Raw genomic sequence first — 12,158 nt, 5'->3', positions numbered from 1 at the left:
GGAGGCATTGGTGAGCTTGTGGGCGGTGAAGGAGGCGCCGGTGCCGGTGGCGGTGGCCTGCCACAGCGACAACCGCGCGTCGGCAATCTGCGCGCCGGCCGGGATCTGCTCGGTGTAGTCGCCGAACGTGACCACGGCGCGGGTGTTGGCCAGCGTGGTGGCGGTGTTGCCGACCTGCAGCCGCTTCTGCCCGCCCACCACATCGTGGCCGGCCGACGGCTCCCCGGACGACAGGGTGGTGTCGGCGCTGCCGTACAGGGTCTTGGTGACGTAGCCGGGCTTGGGCAGGAACGCCCGCACCCTCTGCGAGGGCACCACCTTCCCGTTGGCCAGCACCGCCTCCACCCAGTAGTCCGCCTGGTGGGCGTAGTCCGGGTTGGCGGCATCGAACGGGTCGGCGCCGCTGCTGGTGTCGACGTAGGAGGTGACCTCCGGCCCCAGCGTCACCACCAGGTCGTCCCCGTCACCGCCGGTGGTGTTGGCGGTGATCTGGCAGCCCGACGGGCAGATGCGCCGCAGCCGGTACTCCACCAGATCATCGGAGGCATCGCCCGGGGTGGGGTCTGCGTAGGCGCTCCAGGACAGTGACGCGCCCACCGAGGTGGCCAACGTCGGCTGCTCCAACGTCACCGACGGCTTGCCGAACGTCACCAGCAGACGCGGATGCGCAACCGGGTCCACGGTCAGCGGATCGACCGCGCCGAAGTCGTCCATCGCGTGATAGGCCACCCCGCCCACCGGGGCGGTCCTGGCCTCGTTGGCGGCCTTGAGCAAGACGCCGGCCATCGGCGCCGCCACGCTGGAGTACCAGCCGTTGACCATCGCGGTCACATCGAAGGCGTGCCAGCGCGACAACTCCCCCGGCTGGCGGGTCACCGTCGAAGCCGCGGTCGAGGCGAACGACGGCTGGTTGTTCCACGTGGTGCCGAGCGGGTCCCAGGTCCAGGAATCGTCGGTGATCTCGTGGGCGGCCAGCGTCACCGCCGCGCTCTCACCCAGCGCCTGGTCGAAGTACACCTCGAGCTTGGCCTGGTCGATCTGGGTGGCAATCGGCAGCACGTCCGCGGGAGGCGCCCCGAAGAACAGCAGCGCCCGGTTCAACCCGGCAGAGGTCTTGCCCACCGGCAGCTTCCAGGAGTCGGCATAGTTGGTGGTGGCCGCGGCCTGGCTGACGTAGCTGTCGTAAACGTCGATCGCCCAGTCGTTGATCTTAAGAGTGGGGTCGATCACGGCTGGCCACGCCCGCTCCGGCGCGGCCAGCCACGCCGCATCCGGCTTCAGCGTGATCGTCGCCTCACCGCCCTGACCCGAGGTCAGCTCCTGGGTGATGGCGCCGGTGCGCTTGCCGAACGGCGAGGCCGCATCCGACTGAGCGTCGATCATGAACGGGCGCGGGATGGTGAACGCGCGATCCCCGTCCTCACCCGTGAAGACGATCGACCCGTCGGCGTTCTGCCGCGCCTGCAGGCCGCCGCCGGTCTTGACGGTGAACGCGAACACCGTCCCGGTCGCGGGCGCTTTCGTGAGCCGCAGGTGCTCGGTGACCCCCGAGGCGGTGACGGTGTAGACCAGGTCGGCGCCGTCCCACACGCCCGGGTAGGTGACCGTCGAGCCGTCCACCCTCGGGACTACCGGCCGCGCCTCACCCGGCAGGCCGAACGTGACCTGCCGCTTACCGACGCCGATCCGGACCAGCTTGTCGGTTTTGTCGCCGAAGCGGGCCTGGAAGCCGGCCTTGTCGTTGCCGTGGACGAACCCGTCCCCCTCGGCCGCCGCGACGGTCGTGTCGATCTTCTCCCAGGCGCCCGAGGCGTCCTGATAATGCACCGGCCGAGTCGAGATCTCCGCCTGCGAACGACCATCATCCAGCTCATACACGGTGCCGTACCGCCACCGCTTGCCGCTAACTTCCTTGACGCGTTTGCCGGGCGGGGCCGCCTGCCACCCGGCCGCCGGGCGGGTGTCGCGGCCCGGCAGCGTGACCTTGCCGGCGCTCGGGGGTGTCTTGCCCTCCGGCTCGACGGCGAACCAGCCGGCCACCTGCCCGGCCAGCCAGCTCACCGCCTGGGAGAGCAACCCGGGCCCGGCCGGGCCGGTTTGCGCCACGGCAGGTGACACCGGGGCCAGCGACAGCACCAGGGCGAGGGTAGTGATCAGAGTGACGGATCGGCGTAACCGTGCGTGACGCCGGAGTCGGGGCCGTCCAGCCGGTTGCGGTCGAGGGAGGGGTAATTGCGACACGGGCACACTCCACACTCACGCGACCCCTTGCGGGGCCGCAGGTAAGGAGGATCTAAAAGATCCTCAGAGCAAAACACCCAAATAACGTCACAAACCGGCACATTCGGTCAAGACCAATGGAAGGTGACTTACCCGAATGACCGAACACACTGTTGAAGCAGGGGCGACAAGCCCTCCCGGCTGCGAAGATCGATCCGAAGATGGGATCCCAGCCGACCCACGCCAGCGGTAACGCAGAGTGAAACCCGCAGGTGATCACAAGCACCCGGCAACACTCCGACAGTCAATTCACAGCAAACTCACAGAAAACATCACAGTCCGTAAACCTCCGGCCAACACATCCCTGACCTGAAGAAAGACACGTCAAGCCGACCCGGAGCCGCGAGTTTCCTCCAGACGATCTTGACTACCGTCGCCATCCTGGCTAGCCCGGGGCTAGCTCGAGAAAGCCCTCGTGGCACCCCTTCGGGAGGACACTGTGTCCAGCGTTAGCCACCAAGGTCACCTCCCTTTGGTGGGTGGCTGGGTCTGGTCGGCCCCTCTTCCTGTTGGGCGTCAGCACCACGATCGGCCTGGGCAGGCTCGAGGTGGAAAAGGCGTCGACCGTGACCGCGTCGGGGTCGTGCCGGAGGAAGGCGACGACGTTGCCGTGCGCCTCCATGCGGCGTATGAGGTGATTGATCGGCCCCGCGCTCAGCCCTCTGCGGGCACGACGAGACGAGAATCAAGGGCCCGCACGGGCGGCACCCAGCTACTGCTGCCCGGACCCGGCGCCAAGACGGACGACGTGACCAAGCTCAACGCGTCCACCGGCTGGGCGGCCGGCGACACGGGTCTCCACGGCCGGCGATCTCCAGCGGAGCTACCGGGCGCTGCTGGACGGTGGCTGCTGCCGCCAGCGCAGCAGAAGGATGTTCTCTGGCATCTCGACCGAGGACGGGCATGGATTCCGGCCCCCCAACGTACGTGTCGGGCGTCTTCTGGCGGAATTTGTCCCGCGGGGTGACGGTCTGGGGCTGCGGCAATGCCGCCCACATGGCTCGTCGGGCTGGGACGGAGTGCCATCAATTAGAAGTCGAATTCGCCCTGTTTCACGCCATCAATGAAGGCGTCCCAGACGGCACCAGGGACGACGAATGGAGGCTTCTCGGGCGCCTCCGAGTCGCGGATGCCCACACGTCCCCCGGAGAGCGGGGCGACCTCCAGACAGTCGCCGCCGTTCGAGCCGGACTTCGTGGCCTTGCGCCAGTGGGCGCGGGCCAGCTCGTCCGCCACCTCATCGCTCATTGCCAAACCTTTCCACCAGCTCGCGTACCACATCTTTGGTGACGTGCTTGGGGTGGGCCCAGGCACGGATCGCGTCATATCTCAGGCTAATCGCCCTGACCTCTTCCACGCGATCGGTTACCTGTCCATTTGAGGCCGACTCCAGGTAAGCCGTGTCGGGCCCGTGGGGAAGCTGAGCCACGGCGAAACCGCCCAGCAGTCCCGGAGTGGCACCCACGTGGACCGGGACGACCTGGATGGTGATCTTCGGGTGATCCATCGCGGTCAAGAGGCGTTCGAGTTGCTCCCGCATGACCTTCTCGCCGCCGATGGGGCGGCGCAGGACCCCTTCGTCGATGACGGCCGCGTACATGGGCGGCGCCGGGCGCTCAAAAATGGCCTGCCGCTCCAGCCGCGCCCGCACCATCTCCTCCACTTGCTCATCCGTCGCCCCCGGCTCGGCCAGCAGCAAGGCACGCGCATAGCCCTCGGTCTGAAGCAAACCCGGCATCACGAGAGGCTGCCAGGTCCTGATGGCCACAGCGGCCTTCTCGATCTTCGGCCACTGCCTGAACCACTTGGGCGTGTGCTTGGGATTGATCTCCTTCCAGAGCGCCACCAGCTCCCCGCTGAGCCCCAACGCCTCTTCAGCAACCGCAACGAAGCCCTCGGGTACGGGACGCTTCGCGAGCTCGAAGTAGCCGATCATCGTCCCTGAATACCCGGCCCTACTTCCGAACGCCTCCAGAGTCCACCCCTGAGCCTGCCGCAGCCGACGCAGTTCGCGGCCGAAGGCTACTTCTGGGGGCACTTCAGCGGGAATGTCCGGCTCGGCTGGCATCTCGACTCCGTTCGTTCTGGGGGCAAACAGGAGTTGTCGCGGGCCACAACAGGGCCACAACAAGACTGCGCGAAGGTGTTACCGCACTCGTCTGCCGAAAATAGCCGGGCGCGAGCATTCTTGGAATACCTATCCAGGGAAATAGCCGAGGTTTCAGCATCACATAACTGGACAAACTCTGCACTTGTTGGACGCCAACCAATCCACGAAAGGAAAGACGGGTGACGACCAGCGATGACGTTCTTGTGGATCGTGCAGAACGAGACGTGGCCCTCCTGGACCTCCTCAGCACCGCCCTTTCGTCCCTGAACATCTCCGCCACCATAATTAAGGTGATCCTCCTGAACATGCGCGCGGGGAATCCCGTCTATCTCCATCACATGCCTCCGGCTCTGGAAGTGCGTGGCCGCAACCGCGAATTCCGGGCGAAGGTCGAGATCGTAGACGGCGACGACGGTCGAGCCTACGCGGTGCATTCGGCCGGTCGTTCCGACGATCCCCGATTTCCGGTAGGCGCTCATGAGGAGGCGGCCATCTACCTGCACAGCGTCGTACGAGGGTGGCGGGCGCTGTGACGACGGTCAGGAGGTTTCCTGGTTGGGAAATCTTGGAGGGCGCTGGGGGCGGCTACATCGCTATTCGGACTGTCCCGACGCCCGGCCGCAGCGGACTCTCCAACGTGCGGTGCGGCGCGACCCTGACCGAGCTTTACGAGCACCTGGAGCAGGAAATCCGCCGCGAGAAAGGGTTTTCCCCATCGAGGAGATTGCCGGGCGCGGCCTGAAGCGCTGGGAGTCACGCGTAAAGCTGCTCCAACCCGATCAAGCGAACGTCTCCTGGCATGTCCGCCTGGAACCCGGCGCCGCTATAGCAGGCGAGCACCGTGCCTCTGGTGTCGTAGCCCTTGGCCGACAGCAGGTCGCGGGCTCGCCGCAACCGGTCCACATGCCCTGAGGTCATCACCTTGTCCCACTTGACCTCACCGAGAGACAGCACGCGCCGCGGGCGGCCGTGCTCCTCCGGGGCGAGAACCGCCACATCGACCTCGATCTGCGTCCTGTTGACCGCGTCCGCGACGGTGCCGGCGGCCACCTCACCAGGGAAGTCGCCGAACACCTCGGCCTCGGCGAGCATCGCCCACTCCCTGCACAGTCCTTCGAAATGCGGTCCGACCACCTGTGACAGGAACCTGGCCCGGGAGTCGCGCCAGGCGGCCTCGGACCGGCCACGTTCCAGCCGGGGCCATTCGCTGCGCATCACCGCCTCATAGAAGACGATCAAGGGCTCGCAGATGCGGAAGAGGGATTTGCCCTTCCTGAAGGCGTCGGCTTCACGGGCGATCAGGTGAGAGTCCTCCAGCACCGCCAGCGGATGCCCGATGTCTGGAGATTTCCGGCCAATGTGGTTGGCGATCCCGCCCCGCGTGGCGTTCCCGGCGGCGATGGCGCCGAGCACGGCGTGATACAAGGCCATGTCGCGAATGTCGGTCTCCTCGGCCAGCAGATACCGCGCCTCGCGGAACAGCGGCATCTGCCGGTTGAGCACGGTCCGCAGGACCCACGCGTCGAAGTCCTCCATCGATGCCGGAGCATCACCGGCCACGAACTCGCGCCGGTACGCCGGCGTGCCCCCCACGACGGAGTGGACCAGCACCGCAAGGCGCGGATCGCCGATCCCCCAGAACTCGGCCGACGCCCGATAGTCCAGCGGCTTGACGACCATTTCCAGGCTGGCCCGCCCGCGCAGCGGCGCGTTGCCCGCCAGCAGCTTGCCCATCACCCCCATGGCGGAGCCGCACAGCAGCAAGCGAGCATTGCCGCGCCGAATGTATCCGCTGGGGTCGAGAGCGTGCTGGATCAGTGAGGGCAGCGAAGGGGACGCCTTGGCCAGGTAGGGGAACTCGTCGATCACGATGATCCCCTCTTGGACGACGGCGAACAGCCGCTCCAGCGCCTCGTCCCAGTTGGCGAACGCATAACGCCCGCCTCCCGTCCGTGCGGCCAATTTCTGACCGAATCGGGCCAGCGCCTCGGCTTCCGTCTCTTCCAGCCCGGTGAAGATGAACCCGCCGGATTCCTGGACCAGGGCGTCGAGAAGGAACGTCTTGCCCTGGCGGCGCCTGCCACTCACGATGCCGAGCCGCGCGTCAGGGCTGGGCGACGTGGCGAACCTCACCAGGCCGGCCCACTCCTCGTCGCGATCGAAGACGTAGTCGGGCTTGATCACCGGATTCACAGTAGAACTATACAGCTAAGGCCTATACACCTTAGCTGTATAGTTCTAAGCGGCATTTCGAAATGTGTCGCTTAGGGTGGCTTCTATGGACGCAGGCAAGGCGATCTTCGAAACCGTCGACAAGCTTCGCCAGCGGCGCACCGCCCCGCTGGTGCTGGAGCTCGATCTCACCGAGGGCATTACGGAAGGCCCGCCGACGGACCCGCTCGCCGCGGTGCTGTCCATGCGGAAGACGCGCCTGTCCGACGTCCTGTCCGGGCTGCGCAGGGCCAGGCAGGACTCCAGGGTCAAGGCGCTGATCGTGAAGATCGGGACCGCCCCCCTGGGCCTGGCCATGGTGCAGGAGCTGCGCCAGGCCGTGATCCAGTTCCGGGCCTCCGGCAAGCTGACGGTGGCGTTCTCCGAGACGTTCGGCGAGTTCGGCGGCGGCACCGTGCCCTACTACCTCGCCAGCGCGTTCGAACGCGTCTGCCTGCAGCCGAGCGGCGACGTCGGGCTGACCGGGGTGGCGCTGGAGCAGCGTTTCCTCAAGGGGGCGCTGACGAAGCTGGGAGTGGGGTTCGAGGCCGGGCAGCGGCATGAGTACAAGACCGCCCCCAACACCTTCACCCAGGACCACATGACCGAAGCGCACCGCGAGTCCATGGGCCGCATTGTGGAATCGGTCACCGAGACGATGATCGCCGGCATCGCCGACGGCCGCAGGCTGGACGCGGGCAAGGTGCGGGAGCTGATCGACCGGGGCCCGTTCACGGCCGCGGAGGCGAAGGACGCCGGGCTGGTCGACGAGCTGGCGTACCGGGACGAGGTGTACGACGAGGTCAAGAAGGCCGCGGGCGGCGAGGCGCACTTGCAGTACGTGTCCAGGTACGCCAGGGCCGCGGCCGTGCGGAAGTTGCCGCACCCGCTGGCCGACGGGATCGCGCTCGTCCACGGCACCGGCATGATCAAGACTGGGCGCAGCGGCCGGAGCCCGCTCGGCGGGGGCGGCGCGATGGGCTCCGACACGATCAGCGCCGCGTTCCGGGCGGCAAGGCGCGACGAGCACATCAAGGCGGTCGTCTTCCGGGTCGACAGCCCCGGCGGCTCGTACGTGGCCTCCGACACGGTGTGGCGCGAGGTGTCGCTGACGCGCAAGGTGAAGCCGGTGATCGTCTCCATGGGCGACCTGGCGGCGTCCGGCGGCTACTTCGTGTCGATGGCCGCCGACGTGATCGTGGCCCAGCCCGGCACACTGACTGGCTCCATCGGCGTGTACGGCGGCAAGCCCGTTTTTTCCGAATTGCTCGGCAAAATGGGGATAAATTCGGAAATGGTGGCGGAGGGGGCCAACGCGGGGATGTTCTCCACGTCCCGCAGTTTCTCCCCCGAGCAGTGGGAGCGGATCAACGCCTGGCTCGACCGGATCTACGACGACTTCGTGGCCAAGGTCGCCGAAAGCCGCAAACTGACCCGCGAGCGAACCCACGAACTGGCCCGCGGCCGGGTGTGGACCGGCGCCGACGCGCAGTCTGGCGGGCTGGTGGACGAGCTGGGCGGGCTGGAGGACGCGCTGGCGCTGGCCAGGAAGCGCGCCGGGCTCGCGGAGGACGCGCCCGTCCGCATGTATCCGCGACTCAACCCGCTGGAGCGGCTGCGCGGGCCGGAGTCCAGCGAGGACAAGTCGGCCGCGCTGGCCAGGGTGCGTTTGGATGCCTGGGGGCCCCTCGCCCGTCTGTCCGCCGAACTGGGACTCCCGGCCGCGGGCCCGCTGATCCTGCCCGAGTGGTACATCATCCGCTGACCAGGTGACCAGATGGAGCATGGCCTGACGGTGGCGGGTGGCACACCATCCGCCAGCGGGCGCTGAAGCCGGCGGAAGCGGATTCAGCCGGCCGCGCGGCACCTGACGTCGTCATACTAGGCCGCCGTCGGCTGTGAGGTTCTGCCCGGTCAGCCAGGCGGCGTCTGAGCTCACCAGCAGCGCCACGACAGCCGCGATGTCCGCCGGCGTGCCCATCCGGCCCAGGGCCGTCATGTGCGCGACCGTGGCCGCCGTCTCCCGCGGGACGTTGGCGCGGAGCAGGTCGGTGTCGGTCGGTCCGGGCGAGACCGCGTTGACTGTGATCCCGCGCTGTCCCAGCTCGCGGGAGGCGACCCGGGTGAGCTGCTCGATCGCCGCCTTGCTCGCGGCGTAGACCGACTCCCCCGCGCTGGGCCAGGCGGTGCCGGTGGAGGAGACGGTCACGATCCGGCCGCCGTCGGCCATCCTGCGGGCGGCCGCCTGCACCGCGAAGAACGCGCCGCGTACGTTGACCGCCATCACCCGCTCGAACACCTCCTGGGTCAGCTCCTCGATCGGCGTGTGGTCGATCACGCCCGCGTTGTTGACCAGCACCGACAGCGGCCCCGCCGCCTGGCCGGCGAACACCTGGTCCGCCGTGGCGAACAGCCGCTCCACCTGATCAGGGTCGGCCGCGTCGGCGCGTACGGCCGTCGCCCGCCCTCCGCACACCTCCTCCACCTGCCGAGCCGCCCGCTCGTCGGCGACGTAGCTGAACACGACGGTGGCGCCGTCACCGGCCAGCCGCTCCACCACGGCCCGGCCGATGCCACGCGATCCACCCGTCACCACTGCTGCCGCATGCATGGAAGTCCCTTTCTGTTCCAGGAGCCCTCACCATGGCAGCCGTCGCGGAAGCAGAACTTCCGCGAGGTGAGAAAGGGTGGATTCCGTGACCACGAGAGACCCCGCCGCGCGGCTGTTGCGCCTGCTGTCGTTGCTCCAATCACGCACCGACTGGCCGGGCCCTGAGCTGGCGGACCGGCTCGGCGTCAGCACCAGGACCATCCGCTCCGACGTCGAACGCCTCCGCGACCTCGGCTACCCGGTGTCGGCCACCTCCGGGACGGCAGGCGGCTACCGGCTGGGCCCCGGGGCCCGGCTGCCGCCCCTGCTGCTGGACGACGAGGAGGCCGTGGCGGTCGCGGTCGGCCTGCGTACGGCGGCGGCCCAGACGGTGGGCGGGATCGAGGAGACGTCACTGCGCGCACTGGCCAAGCTCGAGCAGGTGCTGCCCGCCCGGCTGCGCCCGCGCCTGGCCGCGCTGACCGCGTACACGGTGCCCGTGCCGGCGGGCACCGGCCCGGCCGTGGACTCCGATGTGCTGGCCACGCTGGCTTCGGCCTGCCGGGACCGGAGGCGACTGCGGTTCGACTACCGCGACCACGACGGCAACGCCACCGTGCGCGACACCGAGCCGCACCGGCTGGTGTCGACCGGGCGTCGCTGGTATCTGGTGGCGTGGGACGTCGGCCGCGACGACTGGCGCACGTTCCGCATCGACCGGCTCACGCCCCGTACCCCGATGGGGCCGTCCTTTCCCGGCCGCTGGATGCCGCCGGGGGACGCGATCGACTTCGTCACCAAGGGCGTGGCCTCGACGCTTGGCCCCTGCCGTACCGTCGCGACCGTGCACGCACCATTCGCGGCCGTCAGCGAGCGGGTGCCGCCGGTGGCCCGGGTGGAGCATCTCGACGACGACCGGTGCCTCCTGCACATCGGCGCCGCCACCCCACTGACGCTGGCCGTCTACCTCGCCGCACTCGGGCTGCCCTTCACCGTGGACGGTCCCCCGGAGCTGCTGGAGGCGCTGCGGCAGGTGGCGCGGCACTGCGACGCCGCCGCGCCTGGCGGCGTTCCCGAGCGCTGACGGACAACAGGAAAGGACCGGGAGGCATCGCACCTCCCGGCCACATCAGGCTCACGACCCGCAGTGCGCGAGCTCGGCGCCCGGTGCGTCGTGCGGCTCCGGGCCCGGACCGGCCGCACGGGACCTGGCGCGAATCCGGCGGAACACCATGCCGGCGGCGATGGCGACAGCGGCGCCCAGCAGCGCGAGCACCACGAGAACGATGGTGGCCGCCCACGGCCAGGCGCTACCGGTCAGCTTGACGTCGAGCACCGGGTACTCCAGCGCCTTGGCCGCCCACCGCGCCGTCGGCACGTCGTAGGTGCGGGCGATGTCCCGCAGCACGGGATCGAACGCGAACTCCTCGCCGACGTGGAGGTACTCGGGCTGGAGCCCTCCGGTGGCCGCCGACGGCCCGGTGCCCGCCGCCTGGCGCCGTGCGGCGTCCACACCGGGGACGAGCAAGCGGTCGAGGCCGTCCGCGACCGTCGAGCGGGGGACGAAGGTCAGGCCGTGCCTGGAGCGGACCGCGCCGTCGCCGACCGCGACGGTGCGCCCGATCATGGACTCCTCGGTGTAGGTGATGAACGCGGAGGCGAGCTCCAGCTCACCGGTGCCCTCGATGAGCCGCACGCCGATGGTCGACGGCCCGGGCTGGTAGGAGGAGGTGAGGGAGACGACGGCCACGTCCTTGGCCTCGAAGCTGGACGAGGGGATCCGCGCGGCGACGCCGGGAGAGTAGTGGCGCCAGTGGACCTTCCGCGCCGCCTCGTGCGCGGTGTCCACGTCGAGCAGCCGTTCGATGATCCGCAGGGCGCCCTCGATACCGGACAGCACACCGGCGGTGGTGATCACGTTTCCGTCGTCCACGTACCGCTGGCCGCTCACCCACTGGACCTGGCCGAAGTCGGCGCGCAGCCCGGGCAGCCGCCACCAGTGGGAGGTCGCCGGCCTGCCGTCCAGCAGCCCGGTCGCCGCGAGCGTACGGGCCCCGTTGCAGACGCTGACGGTGATCGCGCCGGCCGCCGACTGCTCACGCAGCCACGCGGTGATGGAGCCGGCCTCCGCGGGAGCCGTCTTGTTCAGGGCGGGGATCACCACGGCGTCGAGCGTGTCGCGTCGCTCGCCCAGCAGCCGCGCCAGCTCGTCGAAGGTCAGGTCCGGTACGAGGTCCAGCCCACCGGTCAGGGGCACCAGCCGAGGACCGGACGAGACCACGTAGGTGTTCACCCGCCCGGTGCCCGCCAGCACCTCGTACGGCCCGAGCAGGTCGGCCACGTTGGTGCCACTGCCGTTGACCAGGAAGGCCACCGTGGGCTTGGCCGGGTCGTGGGCGGCGGCCTTCCGCACAGGCTGGACCGCCACCGTGTCCGAGCGTGCCTTGTACTGGTCGCCGAACTTCCCGACGGTGTTCACCGCGGAGACCGCACCGGGCACCAGGAGCGCGACCAGCACGACGGCCCCTCGCCCGAGCCACTTGCGCGGGATGCGAAACCGGTGCTGATGGTGCGTGTACTCGTGGCGCCGCCGCAGCATGGCGAGGGCCATGAAGACGAACATGAGCACGTGCCCGATCGACATCACCATGTCGCCCGGCAGCGCGCCGAACCAGTACGGGACGAGCAGGACGAGGAACGGCACGCCCATCGCCAGGCTCATCTCGGCGATGGCGGCCCAGGTGTGGCGGCGGACCCGCATCCAGACGGCCATGCCGATGGACATGTCGGCGGCCATGGTCAAAGTGCCGACGTCCACCCGGGTGATGGCGTCCGGCAGGACCGCGCCCCACACCGGACCGAGCAGCACCATCCCGAGGCTCATCGCGATGACCATCTCGATGTAGTGCCAGACGAAGCGGCCGGCCACGTGCCTCTTACTGGGCTGGATCGTCATGACGGGGACTC

General features: G+C 69.0%; 9 protein-coding genes. 3 read left to right on the top strand and 6 right to left on the bottom strand.

Features of this window, described 5'->3' with window-relative positions; genetic code table 11:
* From ACTWQA_RS38055 to ACTWQA_RS38045, 3 genes are all read right to left on the bottom strand, one after another.
* A partial coding sequence (locus ACTWQA_RS38055) for a DNRLRE domain-containing protein (protein ID WP_443163788.1) occupies positions 1–2,136 on the bottom strand: 2,136 nt, incomplete at its 3' end.
* A 1,173-nt stretch (positions 2,137–3,309) separates the two neighbouring features.
* Positions 3,310–3,528: a DUF397 domain-containing protein gene (locus ACTWQA_RS38050; protein WP_443163787.1), complete on the bottom strand. Its 219-nt coding sequence runs from the start codon at positions 3,526–3,528 to the stop codon at positions 3,310–3,312.
* Entirely contained in the window at positions 3,518–4,348 is an 831-nt protein-coding gene (locus tag ACTWQA_RS38045) for a helix-turn-helix domain-containing protein (protein WP_443163786.1), read from the bottom strand. Before ACTWQA_RS38045 ends, ACTWQA_RS38050 begins: the two co-directional genes overlap by 11 nt.
* Positions 4,349–4,569: 221 nt before the next feature.
* Here ACTWQA_RS38045 and ACTWQA_RS38040 point away from each other — a divergent pair, with 221 nt between their 5' ends.
* Positions 4,570–4,923: a hypothetical protein gene (locus ACTWQA_RS38040; RefSeq protein ID WP_443163785.1), complete on the top strand. Its 354-nt coding sequence runs from the start codon at positions 4,570–4,572 to the stop codon at positions 4,921–4,923.
* Positions 4,924–5,143: 220 nt separating this feature from the next.
* Here ACTWQA_RS38040 and ACTWQA_RS38035 read toward each other — a convergent pair whose 3' ends face one another.
* Positions 5,144–6,583 (bottom strand): ATP-binding protein, encoded by a 1,440-nt coding sequence (locus ACTWQA_RS38035; protein WP_443163784.1) that lies wholly within the window; start codon positions 6,581–6,583, stop codon positions 5,144–5,146.
* Between the two features lie 85 nt (positions 6,584–6,668).
* Here ACTWQA_RS38035 and sppA point away from each other — a divergent pair, with 85 nt between their 5' ends.
* Positions 6,669–8,366, top strand: coding sequence for a signal peptide peptidase SppA (gene sppA / locus ACTWQA_RS38030; RefSeq protein WP_443163783.1), 1,698 nt, complete (start codon positions 6,669–6,671; stop codon positions 8,364–8,366).
* 111 nt (positions 8,367–8,477) lie between these two features.
* Here sppA and ACTWQA_RS38025 read toward each other — a convergent pair whose 3' ends face one another.
* Positions 8,478–9,212, bottom strand: coding sequence for an SDR family oxidoreductase (locus ACTWQA_RS38025; RefSeq protein WP_443163782.1), 735 nt, complete (start codon positions 9,210–9,212; stop codon positions 8,478–8,480).
* Positions 9,213–9,297: 85 nt separating this feature from the next.
* On the opposite strand from ACTWQA_RS38025, the gene ACTWQA_RS38020 reads away from it, so the two are divergent.
* Positions 9,298–10,275, top strand: a complete 978-nt coding sequence (locus ACTWQA_RS38020; protein ID WP_443163781.1) for a helix-turn-helix transcriptional regulator — start codon at positions 9,298–9,300, stop codon at positions 10,273–10,275.
* 51 nt (positions 10,276–10,326) lie between these two features.
* Here the strand turns inward: ACTWQA_RS38020 and ACTWQA_RS38015 are convergent, their stop codons facing one another.
* Complete coding sequence (locus ACTWQA_RS38015; RefSeq protein ID WP_443163780.1) at positions 10,327–12,147, bottom strand: DJ-1/PfpI family protein; 1,821 nt, start codon at positions 12,145–12,147, stop codon at positions 10,327–10,329.
* Positions 12,148–12,158 lie beyond the last annotated feature (11 nt).

Source organism: Nonomuraea sp. 10N515B (genome assembly GCF_052245915.1).
Classification (GTDB): Bacteria; Actinomycetota; Actinomycetes; order Streptosporangiales; family Streptosporangiaceae; genus Nonomuraea.
The sequence above is the reverse complement of the archived record's forward strand: the minus strand, read 5'-3'. Positions and strand labels throughout refer to the sequence as shown.